Origin of the sequence: Streptomyces sp. NPDC048057, assembly GCF_040653095.1 — a bacterium.
Lineage (GTDB): Bacteria > Actinomycetota > Actinomycetes > Streptomycetales > Streptomycetaceae > Streptomyces.
In genome coordinates, this window is the sequence record NZ_JBEZNF010000002.1 from 69,201 (window position 1) to 94,432 (window position 25,232).

Below are 25,232 nucleotides of genomic sequence, written 5' to 3' on the forward strand. Positions count from 1 at the left end.
GGAACAAAAATGGCTACGGTGAGCCCCGGGCCGATCGGTCCAACGAATCCGGGGAGGGAAGACATTGGGCGCAGAGGCGGCATACCGGTCGAACGGCGGCGGTGCGCTGGCCGTGGACCGGGAGTTCTACCGGAAGATCGCCGACGGCGATCGCGAACTGGTGGACTTCTTCGAGATCCCGATCCGCTCGGGCCGCGCCTGGGAGGTGCCCGCCGGGCATCTGTGCAGGCTGGTGACGGTGGACGGGCCACAGGTCGGCGATCTGAACATCTGGAACGCGAACGACCCCCGGGAGCGGCTGTGGGCCGCGCGGACCCGGCAACTCCAGGCGGCACACGTGACCACCTACGACCGGCTGTGGTCGAACCTGCCGTTCCTCCGCCCCCTGGTGACCATCACGAAGGACACCCTCGCCGCCTACGGGCGCGACGGGGACGGCGGCCGGGTCCACGACCTGCTCGGCACCCGGTGCGACCCCTATGTGAACCGGATGCTCAGCGGGGTGGACTTCGACTTCCACTGCCACTCGAACCTGGTGCGGGCGGTGCTGCCGTACGGGCTGACCGAGTTCGACGTCCACGACGTGCTCAACGTCTTCCAGTGCACCGGGCTCAATGAAGAGGACCGCTACTTCATGAACCCGTGCCCGGCGCAGCCCGGCGACCACTTCGAGTTCCTCGCGGAGACGGACCTGCTCTGCGCGCTGTCCACCTGCCCCGGCGGCGACCTGTCCGTGCCGCTGTGGGGACCGGACGCCCGTGACCCGCTGGACACCTGCCATCCGATCGGGGTCGAGGTCTACCGCCCGGACCCCGGGCTGCTCGCCGGCTGGGAGCAGCCGCGGCGCGCCGCGTACCAGGGCCTGCACGGAATGACGCTGCCGCGCTGGCCGCAGGGCTAGGCCCTGCCGGGTATCGTCCGTCGGGCCTCTGGACGGAGCCGCCGTTCCCTGCGGGGGCGTTGGTCTCCGCGGGTGCATCGTGGTTTCTCGCGCAGTTCCCCGCGCCCCTCAACCCCCCTGCGCCCAGTCAGTCGGCCGGGCCCCGGGCCGACCGCAGTGCCGCGAGGACCAGGCGTTCCGAGTCGTCGAGGTAGACGGCGAGGACGCCCTGGGCGTGGTCGATCCGGCCGCGCCTGATCAGCTCGTACAGATCGCGGTCGCGCTGGGGCCACGGCCGCTCGAACTCGGCCTCGTTGCCGACCGCCCCCCAGGCCAGCCGCAGCATCGCGCCGAGCCGGCGGAAGAAGTCGTCGCACAGCGGGCTGTCCAGCAGTGAGACGAGCGCCTGGTGGAAGCGGAGGCTCGCGGTGCCCACGTCCCGCCAGCGCTTCTGCGCCGCGGCGAGCTCGACCGCCTCGACGGCGGACTCCAGGGCCGTCAGCCGGGCGTCGTCCAGCAGGGCGCTCGCGGCGATCGCCTGCGGTTCGATCACCCGGCGGACCCGGTAGATGTCCCGCACCTGTGCGACGTCGATGGACGCGACCACCGCGCCGCGGTGCAGCTCCTGGTGCACCAGCCCCTCGGTGACCAGCAGGCGCAGCCCTTCGCGCAGGGTGTTGCGCGAGATGGCGAACAGCGTCGCGAGCTGCACCTCGCGCAGCCGGCTGCCCGGCGCCAGCTCCCCTTGCAGGATCAGCTCCCGGATCCTCGCGGCCACCCGGTCGGCGGACGCGATCCCCTCGCCGTCGGCTGCCGCGCCCGGCCTGCTCGTACCGTCTGCCTTGTCCGCCACGTGTTGGGTCACCGAGTCATCGTATGAGTCATGTGATTCAACAATCAAGATGGCTCGGTGGCGAGGTTTTGCAGGCTAAAAGCCCGATTTGCCTGGCCCTTTCGGATGCTCGCCGAATTCATTGACATGGATCGTTGAGCAATCTAGCGTCTGCGCTCATGACTAGCGAGAGAACCGCCGCACGGCGCGATCGAGCCTCGTCGGATCGGGCCTCGTCGGGCCCGGTCTCGTCTCGCTGGGCCACCGCGCCCGGGGTCCGAGGCACTCACCAGGGTTTCGTCCGACGTTCCACGGGGGTGGTGCGGCAGATCTCCGGCGCCGACGCCGTCATCGGGAACATCCTGCTCGTCAACTTCGTGGCGGCCGTCGCCACGCTCGTCGTGGTCCCCTTCACCTTCCCCGGCGCCAACCTACCGCTGGCCGTCCTGCTGGCCATGCTGCCCGCACTGGCGCTGGCCACGGTGTACGTCCTGTTCGCCCTCGCCCTGCCGCGCTCCGGCGGCGAGTACCTCTACGTGTCCCGGGTCTTCCACCCGTCGATCGGCTTCGCCGCGAACTTCAGCTTCATCGGGTGGAACATCCTCTTCGGCGGTCTGCTGGTGAACCAGTTCACCACCGTCTACCTCTCCGGCTTCTTCGCCTCGCTGGGCTGGTCCGCCGGGGTCAGCGCGATGTCGCACAAGGGGGTCGTGCTGCTCGTCGGCATCGCGCTCATCGCCCTCACCACCATCCCGATGATCATCGGGACCCGGTTCGCGATGCGCCTGATGAAGGCCGCGTTCTCCACCGGGTCGGTGCTGCTGCTGATCACCCTGGCGGTCCTGGCGTTCGCCGGCCACGACACCTTCGTGGCCTCCGTCGACCGGCAGGCGTCGTACGACGGCGTCATCGAATCCGCCCGACAGGCCGGCTTCGAGTCCCGCCCGGAGGGCTTCGGCCCCACCGTGCAGGCCGTCGCGCTGATCAGCCTGGCCACGATGTTCGTGATGTGCTCCACGTACACCACCGGCGAGGTCCAGAACGTGCGCCGGACCGTGCCCAAGGCCATCTACGGCTCGGCGCTCATCGGCGGCGCGGTCATCCTCGTCATGGCGCTGATCGCCACCCGGGTCTGGAGCACCGACTTCCTCGCCGCGGCGAACTACCTCGCCTCGGCGGCGCCGGAGCACTATCCGCTGGAGTCCACCCCCGACTTCTCCTATCTGGCGGTCCTCACCCGACCCGGATGGCTGTTCTCCACGGTCGTGAACGTCTCCTTCCTCTGTCTGATCATCGGGAACCTGATCTTCTCGACGGCCACCATGAGCCGCTGCTTCTCGGCCTGGTCGTTCGACCGGATCGTGCCGCAGGGCCTGGCTTCCCTGCACAGCCGCCGCCGGACCCCGGTCAACGCCCTGGTCGTGTTCGCGCTCTGCTCCGCGCTGGCGCTGGTGTACTACACGTTCGACGGCGACGTGACCTTCCTGGCGGGGGCCACGCTCGGCTTCATCGCGACCTTCCTGACGGTCTCGGTGGCCGCGATCGCCTTCCCCTATCTACGGCCCCGGCTGTTCCGGGGCTCCGCCGCCGACATCCGGGTGCTCGGCGTCCCGCTCATCGTGATCGCCGGAGCGGCGTCCGCGCTCATGCTCGGCGCGATGGTGTACGCGTTCCTCACCAATGACGCGTTCGACGCCAACGGCACCACGGGCCTGCTGTTCTTCGCCGGGTTCTGGGTCATCGGCCTCGTCGTCTTCGGCGTGGCCCGGCGGCTCCACCTCGCCCGGGGCCTGCCCTTCGACGCCGCGTTCAAGGAGCTGAGCGGAGAATGAACGCCAACGGCACGACCGGGACCAGGCTGTACTTCGCGACGGACCTGCGCGCCGCGGACCGCTGCTTCACCAAGTTCCTGAGCGCGGCCTCCACCTACGACGCCCAGGTGCTGGTGCTCGGCGGCAACCTCACCGGCACCCGGATGGCACCGGTCGTACGCCACCGGGCGGGGGAGTGGCGCGCGGTGCTCGACGGGGTCCCCGTCGAGCTGTGCACGGACCGGGAGGTCGCCGGCTTCGAGAGGCGGGCGGCGGACGTCGGTGCGTACGCCTTCCGCACCGACCCGGACGAACTGGCCGCGCTGGACGACGATCCTGCCGCCGTCGACGCGTTGTTCCACCGGCTCGCCGCGGAACGGCTGCGGCGCTGGCTGGAACTGGCCGCCGACCGGCTGCCCGAGGACCGGGTGCGCCTGTTCGTCTGCTGCGGCAACGACGACCCCACGGCGCTGGACGCGCTCATCGACGACTCCCCGGCGGCCCTGCTCACCGAGGGCCGGGCGGTGGAACTGGACGACCGTAGGGTGCTGGTCGGCGTCGGCTACTCCAACGCGACGCCGTGGCAGTGCGAGCGGGACCTGCCGGAGGAGGAGCTGGCGCAGCGGCTGGCCACCGCGCTGGACGGGGTGGAGCGCTCCGGCGCCCAACTCGTCCTGCACACCCACTGTCCTCCGTACGACTCCGAACTCGACTCCGCCGTGGTCCTCGACGAGGAGCTGCGGCCGAGGACCGAGGCCGGTCAGGAGATCGTGGCGCCGTCGGGCAGCACCGCCGTGCGCGAGGTCGTCGAACGGTACGAGCCCGTCCTGTCGCTGCACGGCAGGGCGCTGGAGAGCCGGGGTTACGTACGCCTGGGCCGCACCCTCGCGGTCAACCCGGGCAGCGAGTACTCCGACGGCATCCTGCGCGGGGTGCTGGTGGACTTCGACACGGACGGCGTGGCCCACCATCTGCTGACCTCCGGCTGACGGCCCGGCCGGCGCACCCGGCCAAGAAGAAGACGGACACACCAGACACCGCTCAAGAGGTGGAGAGCAGCAATGAACGAGACCGCACGATCGGTGACGGTTCCGGCACGGCAGGGGCGCGCGTTCACCGTCGCCGCGGGCGAACCCGTGAGGATCACCGATGTCCAGGGCCACCAGGTCGGCGACCTGTGGGTGATCGACGCCGCGGACCACGGCCGCTGGCTGTCCACCAGCCACACCAGGGACCGGCTGGAGCGGATGTTCCCCCGGCCGGGGGAGTCGTTCACCGACCAGTTCGGCGACCCGATCGCCGAGTTCGCCGAGGACGACTCGCCCGGCCGGCACGACATGCTCTTCCCGCCCTGCAACCGCTGGCTGTACGAGAGCCACGGGCTCGTCGACCACCCCAACTGCCACGACAACTTCCTGGCCGCGGCGGCCTCGGTCGGCGTCACGCTGCCGGTGGTGCCCGACCCGGTGAACCTCTTCCAGAACTCGGTGCCCGACCCGGACGGCGCCCTCAACGTCCTGCCCGCCGCATCCGCGGCCGGTGACTCCGTCACCCTGCGGATGCTCCGCCCGGCGGTGGTCGTCCTCACCTCCTGCTCCGTGGACAACTGGCCGACGAACAACGAGAACTGCACCCCGCTGCTGGCCCTGATCGGCTCCGCATGAACACGCCGTCGCACGCCCAAGAACCCGCGGGGTCGGTACGGATCGTCAGCGCCCGCCGCGTCCACACCCTGACCGGCGCCCCCGGAACGGCCGGGACGGACCGGCCCGTCACCGCATTCGCGGTCCTCGGCGAGCAGGTCGTCGCCACCGGGACGACGGCCGAGCTGCGGTCGCGCTTCCCCGGGGCCGAACACCTCGACCACCAGACGGGGGTGATCGTCCCCGGCTTCAACGACGCCCACCAGCACCTCAGCGACCTGGCCAACGGACTCGACGAACTCGACCTCGCAGCACCGGAGTTCAGCGAACTGACGGCGGTGCTGGCGGCGCTGGCCGACCGGATCAGGGCCGCGGCGCGCGGTCAGTGGGTCCGCGCCCACCGCTACGACGAGACCCGCACCGCACCCCGCGCGCTCACCCGCGGCGACCTGGACTCCCTGGGCGGCGACGCACCGGTCCTGGTGACCCACGTCTCCGACCACAGCGCCGTACTGAACTCCCCGGCCCTGCGGCTCGCCGGGCTCGACCCGGAACGCGTGCCCGACGGCCGGGTGCACGGACCGGAGCTGTTCCGACTGCTGTGGAGCGACGAGGCGATCGTGGACCAGCCGTCCACGGACGGCTGGATCGCGGGCGTGGAACGGCTCGTCGCGCGGTACCACGCGGCGGGCATCACCTCGATCGGCGACGCACTGGTCTCCCCGGGCCAACTCGGCCGCTACCAGGAGGCCCGCCGCCGGGGCCGGCTGACGGTCCGGGTGAACGCGCTCGTCGACGCCGTCCACGCCGACGCCTTCCTCGCGCTCGGCGTCGGCAGCGGCTTCGGCGACGCCTGGCTGCGCGTCGGCGGGTTCAAGGCGTTCGTCGACGGGGCGGTGGCCGGGCACTCCTGTCTGCTGGAGCAGCCCTTCAGCGACTCGGACCCGCCCGACCACGGCGAGCAGGTGACCCCGACCGCCGAGCTGCACGCCCTCGTCGAACGGGTCCACCGCGCCGGGAGCGCGATGGCCGTCCACGCCAACGGGGACCGGGCGATCGGCGTGCTCCTCGACGTCGTCGAGCAGGTCCAGGCGGCCCACCCGCGCCCCGGACTCATGCACCGCATCGAACACTGCACGGTCCTCGGCCCCGGCCTCGCGGCCCGGATCAAGGCGGCGGGCCTTGCCGCCGTCCCGTTCGGCTCGTACCTCACCGCCCACGGCACCAAACTGCTCCGGTGGTACGGGGTCGAACGGCTGCATCGGATGTTCCCGCACCGCACGCTGCTGGACCACGCGATCCCGGTCGCCGGCGCGTCCGACCACAGCGCGGCCCCCTTCGAACCGCTGATCGCGCTGCGGGACATGGTCACCCGCACCGCACCGGACGGGGTGGTGCTCGGCGCGAGCCAGCGGATCACGGCCGCCGAGGCGCTGTGGATCCAGACCGTGGGATCGGCGACGGTCGCGGGGGAGGCGCACGTGAAGGGCAGCCTCACCCCCGGGCGGCTGGCCGACTACGTGGTGCTGGACGACGATCCGCTCACGGTGGACCCGGACGGCCTGCCGGAGATCGGCGTACGGGAGACGGTGGTCGGCGGGGTCACCCGCTGGTCGGGCGGTGCCCGATGACCGCCCGACCGCTGCCGCTGGACGCCGCGGCCCGCGCCGAACTGGACGCGCTGCGCACCGGCCTGGCCGAGCTGAGCGGCTCCGCGCACTGCGTCCTCCCGCACCCGCCCGTCGCCCGACCGGAGTTGCCGGCACTGCCCGAGGTCGGGCCCGTCCGGCCCCGGGCCGCGGTCGATCCGGCGTGGGCCGAGCGGCTCGACGCCCGGCTCGGCGCGCTCACCTGGACCGACTGGGACGCGGACTTCACCCCGGACGGCCCGCTGTCCAAAGTGACCTTCGGCGTCAAGGAGAACCTCGACGTGCACGGCCGCCCGAGCCGCGCCGGACGCGCCGCGGCGCCCCCGCCCGCCGACCGGGACGCGGCGGCCGTGGCCCGGCTGCGGTCGGCCGGCGCACGGCTGGTGGCCGGGTGCACGATGACCGAACTCGCCGTCTGTCTGGACGGCAATCCGCACCGGCCCGAGACCCGCAACCCCCGGGACGACACCCGGATCGCCGGCGGCTCCTCGTCCGGCTCCGCCGTCGCCGTCGCCGCCGGGTTCGTGGCGGCGGCCCTCGGCACCGACACCGGCGGCTCCGTACGGATCCCGGCCGCGCTGTGCGGAGTCGTCGGCTTCAAACCGACGTACGACCTGCTGCCCCGCGACGGCTGCGTGCCGCTGGCCCCCTCCCTCGACCACGTCGGCGTCATCACCGGGGACACGGCCACGGCGTTGGCGGCCGTCCTCGCGATGGCCGCCCCGGGCTCCTGCACCGTCCCGGCGCCGGTACGGCGCCGGGTCCGGGTCGGCTGGCCCGTCGACTGGACCGCCTCGGCCGACCCGGCGGTGAACGCGGCCTGCCGCACCGCGCTCGCCGCGCTGCCCGACGCGATCGAGGTCGTCCCCCTGGAGCTGCCGGTGACCACCCGCACCTCGGCGCTCACCAACGTCGCCGTGCTCGCCGCGGAGGCGGCGACCGCGCTGCGGCCCCAGGCCACGGACCGCTCCACCGACCCCCGTGTGCGCGCACTCCTCTCCGCCGGCGCTTTCCTGACCGCGGACGAGGTGCGCGACGCGCACTGGCAGCGGCTGCGCATCACGCGGGAACTGCGCTCCGCGTTCCACTCGGTCGACGCGATCGCCACGCCCACCGTCGCCGTCACCGCCCCGCCGATCGGCGCCACCGAGCTGCCCCTGCCCGACGGGCGCACCCTGCGCTGGCCCGACGTCGGCGACCACTTCACCGCCGCCGCCAACAGCACCGGATTCCCCGCCGTGTCGCTGCCCGTGGGACCGGTCGAGGGGCTGCCCGTCGGGCTCCAACTCGTCGCCGGCCCCCACGAGGACGCCTGGCTGCTGCGGCTCGCCGCCCTGCTCGAAGGCGCACGGGGGTGAAGGAGGCCCTGCTGCACGCCGTCGACCGGCGCGTAATGTGAGGCAGCATGAAGATCCTCATCAGCGCCGACATGGAAGGCGCCACCGGAGTCACCTGGCCGGCGGACGTGCTGCCGGGCACCCCCCAGTGGGAGCGGTGCCGGTCGATGTTCACCTCCGACGTGAACGCCGCCGCCCTCGGGTTCTTCGACGGGGGCGCCGACGAGGTGCTGATCAACGAGGCCCACTGGACCCAGCGCAACCTGCTGCTGGAACGGCTCGACGAGCGGGTCCAGATGCTCACCGGACGCCACAAGGCCCTGTCGATGGTGGAGGGCGTCCAACACGGCGACGTCGACGGGATCGCCTTCGTCGGGTACCACACGGGCGCGGGCACGGAGGGCGTCCTCGCCCACACGTACCTCGCGAACTCCCTCACCGGGGTGTGGCTGAACGGCGACCGGGCGAGCGAGGGCTGGCTGAACGCGCACGTCGTCGCCGAGTACGGCGTCCCCGTCGTCCTCGTCACCGGCGACGACCTGACCTGCGTGGACGCCGAGGGCTACGCGCCGGCCGCCCGCAAGGTCGCGGTGAAGGACTACGTGTCGCGTTACGCGGCGGTGTGCCGCACCCCCACCCGTACCGCCGCCGACATCCGGGCGGCGGCGAAGGAGGCGACCGGGCTGGCCGTCCGGCACGAGCCGGCCGCCGCCGGCCCGTTCACCGTGGAGTTGGAGTTCGACGCCGAGCACCTGGTCGGCTCGGCCACGGTGGTGCCCGGCGTGCGGCCGAGCGGCGAGCGCAAGGTCGCCTACACCAGCGAAACCATGTACGAGGCGATCCGCGCCTTCAAGGCGGTCACGACCGTCGTCTCGGCGGCGATGGAGGAACAGTATGGCTGAGTCGACGACCCCCACGAGCGCCCTGGAAGACACCGGGTCACCGATCGACGCGCAGGCGCGGGACGAGGTGGTCGCCTTCACCTCCGAGCTGATCCGCATCGACACCACCAACCGCGGCGGCGGCGACTGCCGCGAGCGGCCCGCGGCCGAGTACGCGGCCGAGCGCCTGGCCGCCGCCGGCCTGGAGCCCGTCCTGCTGGAGCGCACCCCCGGCCGGGCGAACGTCGTCGCCCGCATCCCCGGTACCGACCCGACCGCCGACGCCCTCCTCGTCCACGGGCACCTGGACGTCGTTCCGGCCGAAGCCGCGGACTGGAGCGTCCACCCCTTCTCGGGCGAGGTGCGCGACGGCGTCGTGTGGGGCCGGGGCGCCGTCGACATGAAGAACATGGACGCGATGATCCTGGCCGTCGTACGGGCCTGGGCGCGCGCCGGCGTCCGACCGCGCCGGGACGTCGTCGTCGCGTTCACCGCCGACGAGGAGGCCAGCGCCGAGGACGGCTCCGGCTTCCTCGCCGACCACCACCCCGAACTCTTCGAGGGCTGTACGGAGGGCATCAGCGAGTCCGGGGCGTACAGCTTCCACGCCGGGCCGGGGATGACGCTCTACCCGATCGCCGCCGGTGAGCGCGGCACCGCCTGGCTGAAGCTGACCGCCCACGGCACCGCCGGACACGGCTCCAAGGTCAACCACGCCAACGCGGTCAGCCGGCTCGCCGCCGCCGTCGCCCGCATCGGCGAACACCAGTGGCCGGTGCGGCTCACCCCCACCGTGCGCGCCGCGCTCGCCGAGCTGGGCCGGCTGCACGGCATCGACGCCGACCCGTACGCCGCGGACTTCGACGCCGACGCGCTGATCGCCAAGCTCGGCCGGGCCGCGGAACTGGTGGAGCCCACCGTCCGCAACAGCGCCAACCCGACGATGCTGGACGCCGGGTACAAGGTGAACGTCATCCCCGGGCACGCCACGGCCTTCGTCGACGGCCGGCTGCTGCCGGGCGGCGAGGACGAGTTCCACACCACGATGGACCGGCTCACCGGTCCCGACGTGGCGTGGGAGTTCCACCACCGGGAGGTGCCGCTTGAGGCCCCGGTCGACTCGCCGACCTTCGCCAAGCTGCGGGCCGCCGTCGAGCGCTTCGACCCGACCGGACACGTCGTGCCGTACTGCATGGCCGGCGGGACGGACGCCAAGCAGTTCTCCCGCCTCGGCGTCACCGGCTACGGCTTCTCGCCGCTGAAGCTGCCCGAGGGCTACGACTACGCGGCCATGTTCCACGGCGTCGACGAGCGGGTGCCGGTCGAGGCCCTGCACTTCGGCGTCGACGTCCTGGACCACTACCTGCGGTCGGCGTGAAGGAGCCCGGCATGACGACCACCACCGACACCGGCACGGCGCCGTACGGCACCTGGCCGTCCCCGATCGGCGCGGACCTCGCCGCGCTGCACGACGGACGCCCCGAATTCCTCGGCACGGTCGGCGAAGAGGTCTGGTGGACCGCGCCCCGCCCCGCCGAGGACGGCCGCCGCACCCTGGTGCGCCGCCGCGCGGACGGGCGCGAGGAGTCCGTACTGCCCGCGCCGTGGAACGTCCGCAGCCGGGTCGTCGAGTACGGCGGCCACCCCTGGGCCGGGACGGTGCGCCCCGACGGCAGCGCGCTCGTCGTCTTCGTCCACTTCCCCGACCAGCGGCTGTATGCGTACGAGCCCGACGCGCCGGGGGCCCTGCCGCGCCCGCTGACCCCGCTCTCCGCCGTGGGGGAGGGGCTGCGGTGGGCCGATCCGCAGCTTGTGGCGGGCCGCGGCGAGGTGTGGTGCGTCCTGGAGGAGTTCACCGGCGACGCGCCCACCGACGTGCGCCGGGTGGTCGCCGCCGTGCCGCTCGACGGCTCGGCCGCGGACGACCGCGCCGCCGTGCGGGAACTGACCGACGACCGGCACCGCTTCACCACCGGCCTGCGGCTCTCCCCGGACGGGCGGCACGCCGCCCGGATCGTCTGGGACCATCCGCGGATGCCCTGGGACGGCACCGAAGTGCTGCTCGGCGACGTCACGGACGACGGGCGGATCACCGACGTGCGGACCGTGGCCGGCGGGCCGGACGAGTCGGTCTGCCAGGTCGACTGGGCGCCGGACGGCTCCCTGCTGTACGTCTCCGACGCCGCCGGCTGGTGGCAGCCCTACCGCCGGCGGCCGGACGCCGAAACCGGCACCGCGCTCTGTCCCGGGCGGAACGAGGAGTTCGGCGGCGCCCTGTGGAAGGTCGGCCAGCGCTGGCTGTGCCCGCTGGACGACGGGCTGATCGCGGTCGTCCACGGCCGGGGCACCACCGCGCTCGGCGTGCTCGACCCCGAGCGCGGCGAACTCGTCGACGCCGTCGGGCCGTGGACCGAGTGGGCGTCGGACCTGGTCGGACTCGGCGAGCGGGTCGTGGGCGTGGCCGCCGGGCCGCACGGCGGCTACGAGGTCGTCGAACTGGACACCCGCACCGGCCACACCCGGGTCGTGGGCGCGGCGCACCGGGACCCGGTCGACCCCGCGTACTACCCGCGGTCCCGGGAGCGCACCTTCACAGGGCCCGACGGCCGGGAGATCCACGCCCAGCTCCACCCTCCGCACCACCCCGGGCTCACCGGCCCCGACGACGAACTGCCGCCCTACGTGATCTGGGCGCACGGCGGTCCCACCGGGCGGTTCCCGCTGGTGCTGGACCTGGAGGTGGCCTACTTCACCTCGCGCGGCATCGGCGTCGCCGAGGTCAACTACGGCGGTTCCACCGGGTACGGGCGGGAGTACCGCAACCGGCTGCGCGAGCAGTGGGGCGTGGTGGACGTGGATGACTGCGCGGCGGTGGCCCGGGCGCTCGCCGAGGAGGGCACCGCCGACCCCGACCGCATCGCGGTGCGCGGCGGCAGCGCCGGCGGCTGGACCGCGGCGGCATCGCTGACCAGGCCGGACGTCTATCCGTACGCCTGCGGCACCATCATCTATCCAGTGCTCGACCTGATGGGGTGGGCCAGCGGCGAGACCCACGACTTCGAGTCCCGCTATCTGCACTCGCTGATCGGGCCCCTCGCGGAGGTGCCCGACCGCTATCGGGAGCGCACGCCGCTGCACCACGTGGACCGCGTCGTGGCACCGTTCCTGCTGCTCCAGGGGCTGGACGACGCGATCTGTCCGCCGGTGCAGAGCGAACGGCTGCGGGACCTGGCGGTGGAGCGCGGCATTCCGCACGCGTACCTGACCTTCGAGGGCGAGGGACACGGCTTCCGCAAGGCGGAGACGATGGTGCGGGCGCTGGAGGCGGAGCTGGCGCTGTACGCGCGGGCGTTCGGCATCGCGCGCACGGACGTGCCCGTGTTGGAGCTGGGCCCGTGACGGACGCGATGGACGTCGTCGGCGCGCGGCAACCGGCTCCGGTTCTCGCTGCTGCGCCTGCCGTTGCTGCCGTTGCTGCCGTTGCGCCGCTCGCGCGGGCGCGGCGACTGAGGGCCGGTGACCGGGTCGCGGTCGTCGCCCCCAGCGGGCCCGTGCCCGCGGAGGCCCTCGACCGCGGACTGCACCTGATGCGCGACTGGGGACTCGACCCCGTCGTCCTGCCGCACGTCCTCGGTGCACACCCGCGCTTCGGCTACCTCGCCGCCGGGGACGAGGAGCGGGCCCGGGACCTCACGGCGGCGTGGTGCGACCCGTCGTACGCGGCCGTGTTCTGCGCCCGCGGCGGCTACGGCGCACAACGCATGGTCGACCTGGTCGACTGGGCCGCGATCCGGGCGGCCGGGCCGAAGGTCTTCGTCGGCTTCAGCGACGTCACGGCGCTGCACGAGGCGTTCGCCGTACGGGCCGGCTTCTCGACGTTGCACGCGCCGATGCCGGGCACGGCGAACTTCACGGCGGACCGTGCTTCGCGCGAGGCGCTGCGGGCGACCCTCTTCGCCCCGGAGACCCAGCTCACCCTGGGTGCCCCGACGGCCCGCACCCTGGTGCCGGGCGTGGCCCGGGGCGTCACCCTCGGCGGCTGCGCCAGCCTCCTCGCGGCGGACCTCGGCACCCCGCACGCCCGGCCGTCGGCGCGCGGCGGGCTGCTCCTGCTGGAGGACGTGGAGGAAGAGGGCTACCGCCTGGACCGCATCCTCACCCAGCTGCTGCGCAGCGGCTGGCTCGACGGCGTCGCGGGCGTCGCCCTCGGCTCCTGGTCCGCCTGCGGCCCGTACCCCGCCCTGCGCGAACTCTTCCTGGACCGTCTGGGCGACCTGGGCGTCCCGGTGGTGGAGGAACTGGGCTTCGGCCACGGCGCCAGCAACGTGACGGTGCCGTTGGGCGTGCGGGCGTGCCTGAACGCGAACGATGCGACCTTGACCGTGGAGACCCCCGCGCTCGGCCCGTGACATGCGGGTTCCTTGCGATCCCGCGCCCTGGCACGTTCGCCGTAGCCCTGCGGGCTGCTTGGCCTCCGCGGACCGTGGTGGGTCGGTCGCGCAGTTCCCCGCGCCCCTGGAGCCCCGCGCCCTTCGGGCGCAGGGGCAGAGCCAGGCAACGTGCCTGCGGCAACCAGCACATTACGGACGGGGGCAGGCACTCAGGGGCGCGGGGAACTGCGCGAACAACCACAGACGGCCCGCAGTGGCCAACCAGCCCGCAGGGCTACGGCGGGGGTGCCCCCATGCCCGCGAGGGAGCTGTGCGAGTAACCGCAGACGGCCCGCAGCAGGGGCAACGCACCCGCAGGGGACGGCACGCTGGGCGCCGTGGGGCGTCAGGCGACCCGGGGGTCGCCCGCCTCCGCGCGGAGCGCGGCGTACCCCGGGACGATCACGTCCTCGATCAGCCGCTGGCGCTCCGGCAACGACAGGAACGTCGCCTTCGCCGCCGACAGCGTCAGCTCCTCGAACTCCGCCAGCCCGTACCCGAACGCCTCCGCCACGTGCCGGAACTCCTCGCTCATGGTCGTGCCCGACACCAGACGGTTGTCGGTGTTCAGGGTGACCCTGAAGCCGAGGCGGCGCAGCAGGTCCAGCGGGTGCGTGGCGTAGTCCTTCGCCGCGCCCGTCTGGAGGTTGGACGTCGGGCAGACCTCCAGCGCGATCCGGTTGTCCCGGACGTACGCCGCCAGCCGGCCCAGCGTCGCGGTGCCGTCGTCGTGGACCGTGATGTCCTCGGTGATCCGCACGCCGTGACCGATCCGCTCCGCGCCGCAGACCTGCACCGCCTCGTGGATGGACTCCGCGCCCGCGGCCTCACCGGCGTGGATCGTGAAGTGGCAGTTGTGCTGCTTGAGGTGGCGGAAGGCCGGCAGGTGCCGCGCCGGCGGGTTGCCGATCTCGCCGCCCGCGATGTCGAAGCCGGCGACGCCCCGGTCGCGGTGGGCCACGGTCAGCTCCGCGATCTCCAGCGAGCGGTCGGTGTGCCGCATGCCGGTGAGCAGGGCGCGGACCGTGATCCGGCCGTCCGCGCGGCGCTCGCCCTCGCGGAAGCCGGCGTTCACCGCGTCGACGACCTCGTCGAGGGTGAGCCCGCGCTCCTGGTGCTGCTCGGGGGCGTACCGCACCTCCGCGTACACCACGCCGTCCGCCGCCAGGTCCTCGGCGCACTCCGCCGCGACCCGCTCCAGCGCCTGGCGGGTCTGCATCACCGCGCAGGTGTGGGCGAAGGTCTCCAGATAGCGCTCCAGGGACCCGGAGTCCGCGGCGTCCCGGAACCACACGGCGAGCGCCGCCGGGTCCGTGGTCGGCAGCGCGTCGTATCCGCACTCCCGGGCCAGCTCGATGATCGTGGCGGGGCGCAGACCGCCGTCGAGGTGGTCGTGGAGAACCACCTTGGGTGCGCGGATGATGTCAGACAAGTGCATGCAGTGGGAGTGTACGCGACACCTCAGTTCGACTGGAGCACGGGCAGCGCGGGCGACCCGGTCGGCAGCATGTGCTTGGCCGCGAGCACCGGGGTGTCCCCGACCCGTACGACCTGGGTGACCAGCACCGCGGGGGTGTCCGCCGTACGATCCAGCTGCTCGCCGCGCCGCCGCCCGAGAAGGGTGGCCGTCACCCCGCTGTGCGCGGTGAGGGAGACCCCCCGGGAGGCGCCGGCCAGCACCGCGAGCATGGCGCCCTCGGGTGCGCCGGGGTCGCGCAGGGCCGCGGCGAAGGCGGGGTGCGTCCGGGCCAGCACGTCGTCCGGCGCCGCCCACTCCTGGCTGAGCGCCGCCGCCGTGCCCTCCGCCACCAGCGCGGACTCCCAGAACCGCAGTTCGCAGCCGGCCGGGGCGTGCAGGTGCTGGGTGGTGAAGTCGGTCGGCTCCTCCATGTCCCGGGCGAGCGGTCGCACCCGGAGCGCACCGCCCGTGCCCAGCAGCTCCTCCAGCGGCTGGAGGTGCTCGTAACCGCGTCGGGGCGGAGCGGCGTTCACCGTGCGGCCGACGCCCCGGCGCACGGTGAGCAGCCCGTCCTCCTGGAGCAGCAGCAGCGCCTCGCGCAGGGCGGGCCGGCTGACCCCGAACTCCTTGGCGAGCTGCGGCTCGGACGGCAGGGTCGAGCCGGGTGGGTGGACGCCCGTGTGGATCGCGTCCGCGATCCGCTCGTACAGGGCCACGACGGGCCGGCGCGGCCGTCGGTGGGTCGTCACACTGCCTCCTGGGTCGGGTGCTTCAGCGGCTGACAGGGGCCAGCTTGTCAGACAGCGCTGGGGTGCGGTGGGTGGTTCGCTCGATGAACCCCCGTGGACGGGCCCGGCGCGTCACCCGTACGGCCCCGTCCCCGGGGTCCGCCCGCGCGGCCCGGGCCATCCTGGAGCCATGAGCCCCAAGGAAGCACCGAGGGTGCGCAGAAGCGGACGGGGACGCGTCGCCGACTGGTTCACCCCCGCCAGGACGCTGGTCGTGGTGCTGGTGGTCCTCGCGATCGTCTTCATGGCCGAGAACACCGAACAGGTCCGGATCCGGCTGATCATTCCGCTCGTCACGATGCCGCTCTACCTCGCGCTGCTGCTGATGTTCCTGGTCGGCGCGTTGTGCGGCGGACTCTTCTTCCGTCGCCGCTCCGGATGACGCGCCCGCCCGGCCCGCCCGTCGGCCGCGGTTGACGCACCCGGGCCGCGCGGCGAGGCTGGCGCGATGTCGTACCTCGTCAGCGGCGCCCGCGTCGCCATCCGCCCGTTCGCCCTCGACGACGCCGAGGAGTTCTGCGCGGCGGCCCGGGCCAGCACCGGGCTGCACCGGCCGTGGCTCCACCCGCCGCTGCGGCCCGAGGAGTACGTGCCGTACGCGACGAAGCTCCTCGCAGCCGGCGACCGGGGCGACCGGGGCGACAAGGCGGGCTTCCTCGTCTGCGAGCGGCAGGACGGCCGGATCGCCGGCTTCGTCAACGTCAACAACATCGTCCAGGGGGCGTTCCGCTGCGGGGCCCTCGGATACGGCGCCTTCGTGCACGCCGCCGGCCGCGGGCTGCTGGGGGAGGGCTTGGACCTGGTGCTGGACCACGCCTTCGGGCCGGCGATGTCCCTGCACCGACTGGAGGCCAACATCCAGCCGGCCAACACCGCCTCCATCGCCCTGGTGAAACGGGCCGGCTTCCGTCTGGAGGGCTACTCGCCCGACTTCCTCCACGTCGACGGGGCGTGGCGCGACCACGAGCGGTGGGCGATCACGACCGAACTGCGCGACGCCCGCCGGCCCGGGGCGAACCCCCGTTGAACGGCACGGCTCTTGAGGTGAGGATGGGGCCATGCGAGACATCGTGGTGATCGACGCCCCCTCCAACCTCGGGCTGCGGCCCCCCGCCCCCGGCACGGTCCCCGGCTGCTACAAGCTCGCCGGCGCCCTGCGCGAGCAGCGGATCGTGGAGCGGCTGCGCGCCCTGGAAGGCGGGGTCGTGGTGCCGCCGCGCTACGACCGCGGAACCTGGCAGCCCGGCGACGGCGTCTTCAACGCAGCCGCGATCGCCGCGTACACCCCCCGTCTCGCCGACCGGATCGAACAGCACGTGCGCACCGGCGCGTTCCCGCTCGTCCTCGGCGGGGACTGCTCCATCCAACTCGGCGCCGCGCTCGCGCTGCGCCGCCTGGGACGCTACGGACTGGCCGCCATCGACGCCTCTGCCGACTTCCGGCACGTCGGCAACTCGGCTGCCGAAGCCGTCGGCGCGGCCGGCGGCGAAGAGCTGGCCATCGCCACCGGCCGCGGCCAGCGGGACCTCAGCGACCTGGAGGGGCTCGGCCCCTATCTGCGCGACGAGGACGTCCGACTCGTCGGCATCCGGGACGGGGACGAGGACCTGGTCGAACTCGCGGAGCTGAAGATCCCCGTGTTGACCGTGGGCGAGCTGCGCCGCTGGGGCACCGAGACCATCGCCGGCGTGGTGACCAGCCTGGAGACCGAGGCGCTCGACGGCTTCTGGGTGCACCTGGACGCCGACGTCCTCGACCCCGAGGTGATGCCCGCCGTGGACGCCCCGGACCCGGACGGACTGCTGCCCGACGAGGCCGCCACCGTCCTCGCGGCCCTGGTGAACTCGCCGCGCTGCGTCGGGATGAACGTCACCATCTACGACCCCGACCTCGACCCGGACGCCACCGCCGCGGCCCTGCTCACCGACCTGGTGGTGGCCGCGTTCGCCGACTGACCCGGCGGCAGCGCGCGGTGCCGGGCAGCCGCTCTTGTGCGGGCCCTGTTCGCCGGGCCCGGGAACCTGTTCCATGGTCACCGGGCCCCGGGAGCGCCGGGCCCGTGAAGAAGGCGCGAACGAAGCGAGGTTGCCTTGGCCACCACCGTGCGGCGTACCGTACTGACCCTGCCCGCGGCCCCCGTGGGCGCGGCGAATCCGCTGCCCGCGCTCCGGCCGCTCGACGAGGTGCACGTCCTCGACGAGCACGCCAGGCGGGACCTGCCGCGCGACATGGCGCGGCAGATCGGCTACGAACCGCTGCGCACCCTGCTGCCGGTGCGGATACTCGACGGCTACGGCCGCGACCGCACCCCCGTCGACCTCGACGCGATCGTCATCGAGAACGACCGGCTGCGGGCCACCGTGCTCCCCGGCCTCGGCGGCCGGATCCACTCGCTGCACCACAAGCCGACCGACCGCGAACTCCTCTACGTCAACCCGGTGTTCCAGCCCGCCGACTTCGCGCTCAACGGCGCCTGGTTCTCCGGCGGCATCGAGTGGAACATCGGCGCCACCGGTCACACCGCCCTGTCGTGCGCCCCGCTGCACGCCGCGGTGGTGCCGGCACCCGACGGCGGCGAGATGGTGCGGCTGTGGGAGTGGGAGCGGCTGCGCGACCTGCCGTTCCAGGTCGACCTGTGGCTGCCGGCCGACTCCGACTTCCTCCACGTCGGCGTGCGCGTCCGCAATCCGCACGAGCGCACCGCGCCCGTGTACTGGTGGTCCAACATCGCCGTCGAGGAGCACCCGAGGACCCGGGTCGTCGCCCCCGCCGACGAAGCCTGGTACTTCGGCTACGAGCGCACCCTGCGCCGGGTGCCGGTGCCCGAGTTCCGCGACGTGGACCGCACCTACCCGCTGCGCAGCGAGTTCCCCGGCGACTACTTCTACGAAGTGCCGACCCCGGCCCGCAAGTGGATCGCCTCCCTCGACGAGGACGGCCACGGGCTCGTCCAGACCTCCACCGACCTGCTGCGCGGACGCAAGCTCTTCGTGTGGGGCTCGGGGCGCGGCGGCAGGCGCTGGCAGGAGTGGCTGACCGAGCCGGGCACCGTCGGATACGCCGAGATCCAGGCCGGCCTGGCCCGCACCCAGCTGGAGCACGTGCGACTGGAGGCCGGCGAGGAGTTCAGCTGGCTGGAGTCGTACGGTCCGCTGGCCGCCGACGCGGGCACCGTGCACGGCGACAACTGGCCCGCGGCCGTCGCCGAGGTGGAGCAGAAGCTCGCCCGCGCGCTGCCGAGGTCGGCGGTGGACGCTGCGTACGACGCCTGGCGGCCCGGCGCCGACGCCGAACCGGTCCGCACCCTGGCGGTCGGCTCCGGCTGGGGCGCGCTCGAAGTGCTGCGCTCCGGGGTGAAGCTGCCCGGCACGCCCTTCGACGAGTCCACCATCGGCGACGAACAGGCGCCCTGGCGGGAGCTGCTGACCACCGGTGCGCTGCCGCAGCCGCGCCGGGTCGCCCCGCCGGGCCCCTCGCTGGTCTCCCCGGCCTGGCGCGACATGCTGGAGACCGCGCCCGCCGATCCCCTCACCGAGTACCACCTCGGGGTCGCCCAGTGGCACGCCGACGACCGCGCCCAGGCCGTCCGCAGCTGGGAGCGCGGTCTCGAACTCGCCCCGTCCCGCTGGCCGTTGCTGCGCTGCCTCGCCGTCGCCGACCAGGAGGGCGGCCATCCGGAGCGGGCGGCGGAGCGCTGGTTGGACGCCTTCGACGACCTGTGCCAGGAGCGCCGCGACGACAAGGAGGGCTGGACCGCGGCGACGGCCGCGCTGGGGCGGGAGGCCATCGAGGCGCTGCTCGCCGTGGGCCGTACCGCCGACGCCCGCTCCGTGTGGGCCCGGCTGCGGCCCCGGGTCCAAGAGCGCGGTCGCTTCCGACTGGTCCACGCCCGGCTGCTGGTCGCGGAGGGCCTTCGGGAGGAGGCCCGGGCGATCTTCGACGCCGGGTTCGAGGTGGCGGACCTGCGGGAGGGCTCCGAGGTCCTCAACGAGGTGTGGGCCGAGCTGGCAGAGGGGCCGGTCCCGGACGCGTACGAGTACCGGATGCGCCCGGGGTCGTGACCCGCCGTCGGGACCGCTGGCGACGCGGCGGTCCCGACCGACTCAGGAGGACGTCTTGCGGTCCGCGTACTCGAAGACGGAACCGTCGGGGTGGACGGCGAGCAGATTGCGTCCCACCGGCGTGGCCAACGGGCCGGCGACCACCTGCGCGCCCACCGCGGCGAGCTTGGCGTGCGTCTCCTCCACGTCGTTCACCGCGATGGTCGCGGTCACCTTGCGCAGCACCTCCAACTCCGCCTCCGGGCCGCTCATCAGCAGGAAGCAGCCGACCGCGGCGGCCGAGACGCCGCCGCGGTCGAAGCGGTGCGCGGTGCTGCCGGTGAGCTGCTCGTAGAAGGCGGTGGCGGTGTCCAGGTCGTCGACGCAGATGCGCAGGGTGGTTCCGAGGATTTCCATACGGGGGAGGGTAGTTCGCGCTGCCGGGCGGCGGAAACGGAGTCGGGGAAGACCCCTGCGGCCCGCCGCCCGACGACCCGTCAGGCGCGGCAGAGCAGTTCGCCGTGCGGCACGAGGAACCACGCGTCCTCGTGCGCACCCCAGGTGCGCCAGCCGTCGGCGATCGCGGTCAGCTCCTCGGGGGTGGCGTGGCCGCCGTCGACCGCGATCCGGCCGTACTGGGAGGCCGTCGTGCGGTCCGCCCACAGCCCGCTCCACCAGGCGCGGTCCTGCGGCGTCGCGAAGCACCACAGGCCCGCGCCGGGGGTGACGTCGGTGAAGCCCGCGGCGCGCGCCCAGGACTGGAGCCGGCGGCCGGCGTCGGGCTCGCCGCCGTTGGCGCGGGCGACCGTGCGGTACAGCGCGGACCAGGTGTCCAGGGCGGGCACTGCCGGATACCAGGCGAACGCGGCGTAGTCGCTGTCCCGGACGGCGACGGTGCCGCCCGGGCGACAGACCCGGCGCATCTCGCGCAGCGCCCCCACCGGGTCGCCGAGGTGCTGGAGCACCTGGTGGGCGTGGACCACGTCGAAGGAGTCGTCGTCGAACTCCAGCGCGTTGACGTCCGCGACGGCGAACCGGACGTTGTCGACGCCCCGCTGCGCGGCGTGCGCCCGCGCCTGCTCGACGACGTCCGATGCCAGGTCCACGCCGGTGACGTGGCCGCCGGGGACCAGCTCGGCGAGGTCGGCGGTGATCGTGCCCGGCCCGCAGCCGATGTCCAGGACCCGCATCCCGGGGCGCAGCTCGCCGACGAGGTACGCGGCGGAGTTGGCGGCGGTGCGCCAGGTGTGGGAGCGCAGCACGGACTCGTGGTGCCCGTGGGTGTAGACGGCGGTCTCGCGCACGGCGGGCTCAGACACGGCAGTTGGTCCTCTCGACGATGGCCGGCGGGGGCTCCACCTTAGAGGCGCCGTATCGCATGACGGGATAGACGTCTCAAGATGTGGTCAATGGCGAGGGTGTCAGAGCAGCTGCTCGGGGCGGTACACCACCAAGGCCCGGGGCAGCTTGTCGACCGTCAGCGTGCCCGGGCACTCGGTCACCTCGCCGTCGTACGCGAGCGGGGTCCCCGGCGCGATGCCCGCGACGCGCACGCGGTGGCGCTGCCGGGCCGCGTGGACAGGGGAGCGGCTGAGCGGGCCCGCGAGCGCCGCGGCCACCAGCCGTAGCCCCGGACCGGCGCCGCCGTGCACGATGCGGACGTCCAGCAACCCGTCCGAGAGGTCCTGACGCTTGCCGGGCGCCGGACCCGACTGCCGGTACAGGCCGTTCCCGGCGAACAGCAGCCACACCGGGCGCCGGCGCCCCGCCACCTCCACCACCAGCGGACGGCCCCGGCGCAGCACCTTCGCCGCCGCCAGCACCCCCGCCGGCCAGCCGCCCACCCGGTGCTCCCAGCGCTCCCGGTACGTCACCAACTCCGGATAGACCCCCAGGCTGAGCGTGTTCACGAAGTACCCGACCGACGCGCGCCCCGCCGAGGTGACCGGACCCGGCGTGAAGCGCCCCAGGTCCACCCGCGCCGCCTCGCCGTCCGCGAGCGCACGACACGTGTCCTGCACCGACTCGATCCCCAGGTCGTGCGCGAAGTGGTTGTACGTGCCGCCGGGGAACACCGCGAGCGGCAGTCCGCGCGAGACCGCGACCGTGGCCGCGGCATTGATCGTGCCGTCGCCCCCGTACACCCCCAGCACCCGGGCCCGCCGCGCCGCCCGCGCCAGCTCCCCGGCCACCTCGCCCGGCTCGCACTCGACGACCTCCGCGCGCGGCAGCGCGGCGGCGACCAGGCCCGCCAGCGCCGCCGACCCCGACCGGCGGTTGACCACGACCACCAGGCCGTCGCCGTCCGGCAGCGCCGGCGGATCCACCGGGTGGGCCACCGGCGGCGACAGCTGGGAACGGGTCGGCACCAGCCCGCGCACCGCGAACGCCGCACCCACCCCGAGCGCCGCACCCACCAGGACGTCACTCGGATAGTGCACGCCCGTGTAGACGCGGGAGAACGCCACCGAAGCGGCGAGCGGCGCGACCACCGCACCCCACCCCCGCGACTCCATCGCCACGCCCGTGGCGAAGGCGGCGGCGGACGCGGAGTGCCCCGAGGGGAACGACGTCGTGAACGGCTGCCGCTTCAGCTGCCGCACCAGCGGCACCGAGTCCAGCAGCGGACGCGACCTGCGGACCGCCCGCTTGCCGACCGTGTTGATCAGGGCCGAGGCGAGGGCGAGGGACGCCACGCCCCGCCCGGCCGCGCGGCGGGCCCGGGCGTCGCGGCCCATGACGGCGATGCCGGCCGCCGCGCCGAACCACAGCACGCCGTGGTTGGCCGCCCGGCTCAGCCGGGGCAGCACCGGCTCCGCACCCGGCCACTGCTGCCGGGCCACGCCCTGGAAGATCCGTCGGTCCCACCGGCTCACCCACCGGCGTTGAAGTTCCGTGTCGTTCATGGCTCGCGGTTACCCGCCACCGCCCCCGTCCACGCTCCCCACCCGCCGATCGGCCGCCGACCCGGACCGTCCGGCGGCCCCGCGCGGGTGGCCCAGGTCGACGGGCGGACGACCCCCGCCGTCCGTATAAAGGGCAGGGAGGGCGGTACGGCAGGAGGACGCCGCGGCACGAGCGACGGAGGTGACGCGCATGGCCCCCGGCCGCACCGAGGGCGACGGGCCCGCCGAGGACCACGGCCCGGTCCGCTTCGGACCGGGCGCCCCCGAGGCGGGGCTGCCGGTGGTGGCGGAACTCGTCACGGCCGTCGCCGACGCCGCCGCCCGCGCCTCGGGCGAACCCCCGGGCGGCACGGTCGCGGTGCGCGAGTCGGCCGCCGGGTACTGGGCCCGCCGCGGACTGCGCACCCGCCCCGACGAGGTGGTGTGCGCCAGCGGGGCGCAGGCGCTGCTGTTCGCGCTGCTCGCCGCGTACGACGGGGACGTGCTGCTGCCCCGGCCGAGCCCCGCCTGGTGGACCCCGCAGGCCCGGCTGCTGCGGCACGCGGCCTACCACGTGCCCACGCCCGCGGAGAGCGGCGGCGTGCCCGACCCGTACGCGCTGCTGGAGACCGTGCGCAGGGTACGGGCCGAGGGCGGACGGCCCGGCGTGCTGCTGCTCTCCGTCGCCGACGACCCCACCGCGAGCGTGGCGCCCCCCGAACTCGTCCGGGAGGCGTGCGAGGCGGCCGTGTCGGAGGGGCTGCACATCGTGAGCGACGAGACGTGGCGGGACACCCTGCACCGACCCCACGAGACCGTGCTGGTCAGCCCCGCGGAGATGTGCCCCGACGACGTCACCGTCCTCACCGACCTGGTGGGCGCGCTGCTGCCGTCGTCGTGGCCGGCCGCCGTCGCCCGGTTCCCGGAGTCCGACCGGGCGCACCGGGAGCGGACCCTGGACGTGCTGACCGCCCTCGGCGCGTTCGTCGCGGAGCCCGTCGCGGTCGCCGCCGCGTACGCCCTGGACGAACCGGCACCCGTGTTGGACCGGGCGGAGCGGGCCGCGGCCCTGCACGGACAACTCGCCGAGGCGGCCCACCTCGCCGTCCTTGCGTCCGGCGCCCTCGCCCGCCCGCCGCAGGCCGGACGCCACCTCTACGTCGACCTCGGACCGCTGCGCCCCGCCCTCGCCGCCCGCGGGGTGAACGACTCCATGGAACTGGAGGAGTACCTGACGGGGCGGTTGAACGCGCCCGTGCCCGGCGGACACCGGTTCGGGGACGAGTTGGGCGCACTGCGGGTGCGGATCTCCACCGGGCCGCTCGCGGGGGCGACGCCCGAGGAGCGCTCGCAGTCGCTGACGTCCCCGGCGCCCCTGGAATTGCCGCACGTCGCGGCGGCGTTGAGCACTTTGGGCACGGCCTTCGATGAACTGCGGTGATCGGAGCCCCGGATGACGGACGGCACGGAGGGAAGGACCGCAGTCGAGACCGTGCGGCACGCGGAGGCACACGAGGAACCGGCACAGGGGGCGCTGTGGACACCATCGACCTGGCGAAGACGATGAACACGCCGAAGACGACGCAGCAGGAGACGCGGGCTGCCGGTGGGGCGCGTACCGCACCACCGGGCTCCCGCACCCGGCGCCTCGGCGAACTGCGCCGCTGGCCCCGGTCGTTCGCCGACCGCCTCACCGCCCCCATGCCGGGCTTCGGCGCCATGCTGCGCCTCGCCGGCGAGGGCGGACTGCGCCCCGGCGTCCGGGGGCTGCGGGACGTGCCCCGGCTGCCCTTCGAACCGGGCCCGCTGCCCGCCGTGGATGCCACCACCATCGCCGTGACCTGGGCCGGACACGCCAGTTGGGTGCTGCGCATGGGCGGGCTGACCGTACTGACCGACCCGGTGTGGTCACGGCGCATCCTCGGCACCCCCGCCCGGCTCACCCCCGTCGGCGTGCGCTGGGAGGACCTGCCGCCGGTGGACGCGGTCGTCATCAGTCACAACCACTACGACCACCTGGACGCCCCCACCCTCAAGCGGCTGCCGCCCGCCACCCCGGTGTTCGTGCCCGCGGGACTCGGGCGCTGGTTCCGCAGACGGGGGTTCACCCGGGTGACGGAGCTGGACTGGTGGGAGGGCGCGGAGCTGGCGGGCGTCCGCTTCGACTTCGTACCGTCCCACCACTGGTCGCGGCGCACCCTCACGGACACCAACCGCACCCTGTGGGGAGGTTGGGTGCTCACCGACGCCACCGGCGGATCGGTGTACTTCGCCGGGGACACGGGCTACGGCCACTGGTTCGAGGAGATCGGCCGCCGGCACCCCGGCATCGACGTGGCGCTGCTGCCGATCGGCGCGTACGCGCCGCGGTGGTGGCTGAGCGACGTGCACACCGACCCGGAGGAGGCGGTGCGCGCCTTCGAGGACCTGGGCGCCCGCCACCTGGCGCCCATGCACTGGGCGACGTTCGCGCTGTCCGCCGAGCCCGTCCTGGAGCCGCTGGAGCGACTGCGGGCGGCGTGGGAGCGCACGGGCAGGCCGCGCGAGCGGCTGTGGGACCTGCCGGTCGGTGCGTCGCGCGTCCTGGAGGGGTGACC

The 25,232-nt window shown here is 74.0% G+C and carries 22 protein-coding genes; 16 read left to right on the top strand and 6 right to left on the bottom strand.

Going from position 1 to position 25,232, the window contains the following annotated elements:
* Window positions 1-64 precede the first annotated feature (64 nt).
* Window positions 65-901, top strand: a complete 837-nt coding sequence (locus AB0E05_RS02450) for an urea carboxylase-associated family protein (protein ID WP_361957460.1) — start codon at window positions 65-67, stop codon at window positions 899-901.
* Between the two features lie 127 nt (window positions 902-1,028).
* Here AB0E05_RS02450 and AB0E05_RS02455 read toward each other — a convergent pair whose 3' ends face one another.
* On the bottom strand, window positions 1,029-1,745 hold the full coding sequence (locus AB0E05_RS02455; RefSeq protein ID WP_361957463.1) for a GntR family transcriptional regulator: 717 nt from the start codon (window positions 1,743-1,745) through the stop codon (window positions 1,029-1,031).
* 284 nt (window positions 1,746-2,029) lie between these two features.
* Between AB0E05_RS02455 and AB0E05_RS02460 the strand changes: the two genes are divergently transcribed.
* From AB0E05_RS02460 to AB0E05_RS02500, 9 genes are all read left to right on the top strand, one after another.
* On the top strand, window positions 2,030-3,544 hold the full coding sequence (locus AB0E05_RS02460) for an APC family permease (protein ID WP_361957466.1): 1,515 nt from the start codon (window positions 2,030-2,032) through the stop codon (window positions 3,542-3,544).
* A complete protein-coding gene (locus AB0E05_RS02465) occupies window positions 3,541-4,512 on the top strand; it encodes a hypothetical protein (RefSeq protein WP_361957469.1) in 972 nt (323 codons plus the stop codon). Before AB0E05_RS02460 ends, AB0E05_RS02465 begins: the two co-directional genes overlap by 4 nt.
* A 72-nt stretch (window positions 4,513-4,584) precedes the next feature.
* Window positions 4,585-5,187, top strand: coding sequence for an urea carboxylase-associated family protein (locus AB0E05_RS02470; protein ID WP_361957472.1), 603 nt, complete (start codon window positions 4,585-4,587; stop codon window positions 5,185-5,187).
* Window positions 5,184-6,797 carry an amidohydrolase gene (locus AB0E05_RS02475; protein ID WP_361957475.1) on the top strand — a complete coding sequence of 538 codons (1,614 nt, stop codon included), beginning with the start codon at window positions 5,184-5,186 and terminating at the stop codon, window positions 6,795-6,797. Before AB0E05_RS02470 ends, AB0E05_RS02475 begins: the two co-directional genes overlap by 4 nt.
* Window positions 6,794-8,173 (top strand): amidase, encoded by a 1,380-nt coding sequence (locus tag AB0E05_RS02480; protein WP_361957478.1) that lies wholly within the window; start codon window positions 6,794-6,796, stop codon window positions 8,171-8,173. Before AB0E05_RS02475 ends, AB0E05_RS02480 begins: the two co-directional genes overlap by 4 nt.
* 47 nt (window positions 8,174-8,220) lie before the next feature.
* Entirely contained in the window at window positions 8,221-9,054 is an 834-nt protein-coding gene (locus AB0E05_RS02485; RefSeq protein WP_361957481.1) for a M55 family metallopeptidase, read from the top strand.
* Window positions 9,047-10,411: a M20/M25/M40 family metallo-hydrolase gene (locus AB0E05_RS02490; protein WP_361957484.1), complete on the top strand. Its 1,365-nt coding sequence runs from the start codon at window positions 9,047-9,049 to the stop codon at window positions 10,409-10,411. Before AB0E05_RS02485 ends, AB0E05_RS02490 begins: the two co-directional genes overlap by 8 nt.
* Window positions 10,412-10,422: 11 nt before the next feature.
* Complete coding sequence (locus AB0E05_RS02495) at window positions 10,423-12,432, top strand: prolyl oligopeptidase family serine peptidase (RefSeq protein ID WP_361957487.1); 2,010 nt, start codon at window positions 10,423-10,425, stop codon at window positions 12,430-12,432.
* Window positions 12,429-13,442, top strand: a complete 1,014-nt coding sequence (locus tag AB0E05_RS02500; RefSeq protein ID WP_361957490.1) for an LD-carboxypeptidase — start codon at window positions 12,429-12,431, stop codon at window positions 13,440-13,442. The genes AB0E05_RS02495 and AB0E05_RS02500 overlap by 4 nt, the downstream gene beginning before the upstream one ends.
* A 367-nt stretch (window positions 13,443-13,809) precedes the next feature.
* On the opposite strand, the gene AB0E05_RS02505 is transcribed toward AB0E05_RS02500, so the two are convergent.
* Both AB0E05_RS02505 and AB0E05_RS02510 read right to left on the bottom strand, forming a co-directional pair.
* Window positions 13,810-14,901, bottom strand: a complete 1,092-nt coding sequence (locus AB0E05_RS02505) for an adenosine deaminase (protein WP_361957493.1) — start codon at window positions 14,899-14,901, stop codon at window positions 13,810-13,812.
* Window positions 14,902-14,924: 23 nt separating this feature from the next.
* Window positions 14,925-15,671, bottom strand: a complete 747-nt coding sequence (locus AB0E05_RS02510; RefSeq protein WP_361957496.1) for a GntR family transcriptional regulator — start codon at window positions 15,669-15,671, stop codon at window positions 14,925-14,927.
* A 169-nt stretch (window positions 15,672-15,840) separates the two neighbouring features.
* On the opposite strand from AB0E05_RS02510, the gene AB0E05_RS02515 reads away from it, so the two are divergent.
* The 4 genes from AB0E05_RS02515 to AB0E05_RS02530 all read left to right on the top strand — a co-directional run bounded on the left by AB0E05_RS02515 (window position 15,841) and on the right by AB0E05_RS02530 (window position 19,771).
* On the top strand, window positions 15,841-16,092 hold the full coding sequence (locus AB0E05_RS02515) for a lipopolysaccharide assembly protein LapA domain-containing protein (RefSeq protein ID WP_361957499.1): 252 nt from the start codon (window positions 15,841-15,843) through the stop codon (window positions 16,090-16,092).
* A 66-nt stretch (window positions 16,093-16,158) separates the two neighbouring features.
* Complete coding sequence (locus AB0E05_RS02520; protein WP_361957502.1) at window positions 16,159-16,737, top strand: GNAT family protein; 579 nt, start codon at window positions 16,159-16,161, stop codon at window positions 16,735-16,737.
* A gap of 31 nt (window positions 16,738-16,768) precedes the next feature.
* The gene (locus AB0E05_RS02525) at window positions 16,769-17,665 is read left to right on the top strand and encodes an arginase family protein (RefSeq protein WP_361957505.1); all 897 of its coding nucleotides are present in this window, start codon (window positions 16,769-16,771) and stop codon (window positions 17,663-17,665) included.
* Between the two features lie 135 nt (window positions 17,666-17,800).
* Complete coding sequence (locus AB0E05_RS02530) at window positions 17,801-19,771, top strand: DUF5107 domain-containing protein (protein WP_361957508.1); 1,971 nt, start codon at window positions 17,801-17,803, stop codon at window positions 19,769-19,771.
* Between the two features lie 42 nt (window positions 19,772-19,813).
* On the opposite strand, the gene AB0E05_RS02535 is transcribed toward AB0E05_RS02530, so the two are convergent.
* From AB0E05_RS02535 to AB0E05_RS02545, 3 genes are all read right to left on the bottom strand, one after another.
* The gene (locus tag AB0E05_RS02535) at window positions 19,814-20,167 is read right to left on the bottom strand and encodes a VOC family protein (RefSeq protein ID WP_361957511.1); all 354 of its coding nucleotides are present in this window, start codon (window positions 20,165-20,167) and stop codon (window positions 19,814-19,816) included.
* Window positions 20,168-20,247: 80 nt separating this feature from the next.
* Window positions 20,248-21,069, bottom strand: coding sequence for a class I SAM-dependent methyltransferase (locus AB0E05_RS02540; RefSeq protein WP_361957514.1), 822 nt, complete (start codon window positions 21,067-21,069; stop codon window positions 20,248-20,250).
* A 102-nt stretch (window positions 21,070-21,171) separates the two neighbouring features.
* Window positions 21,172-22,656, bottom strand: a complete 1,485-nt coding sequence (locus tag AB0E05_RS02545) for a phosphatase PAP2 family protein (protein WP_361957517.1) — start codon at window positions 22,654-22,656, stop codon at window positions 21,172-21,174.
* Window positions 22,657-22,846: 190 nt separating this feature from the next.
* Here AB0E05_RS02545 and AB0E05_RS02550 point away from each other — a divergent pair, with 190 nt between their 5' ends.
* Together AB0E05_RS02550 and AB0E05_RS02555 are read left to right on the top strand one after the other, a co-directional pair.
* Complete coding sequence (locus AB0E05_RS02550; protein WP_361957520.1) at window positions 22,847-24,076, top strand: aminotransferase class I/II-fold pyridoxal phosphate-dependent enzyme; 1,230 nt, start codon at window positions 22,847-22,849, stop codon at window positions 24,074-24,076.
* A 122-nt stretch (window positions 24,077-24,198) separates the two neighbouring features.
* The gene (locus AB0E05_RS02555) at window positions 24,199-25,230 is read left to right on the top strand and encodes an MBL fold metallo-hydrolase (protein WP_361958130.1); all 1,032 of its coding nucleotides are present in this window, start codon (window positions 24,199-24,201) and stop codon (window positions 25,228-25,230) included.
* The last annotated feature ends 2 nt before the right edge of the window (window positions 25,231-25,232 follow it).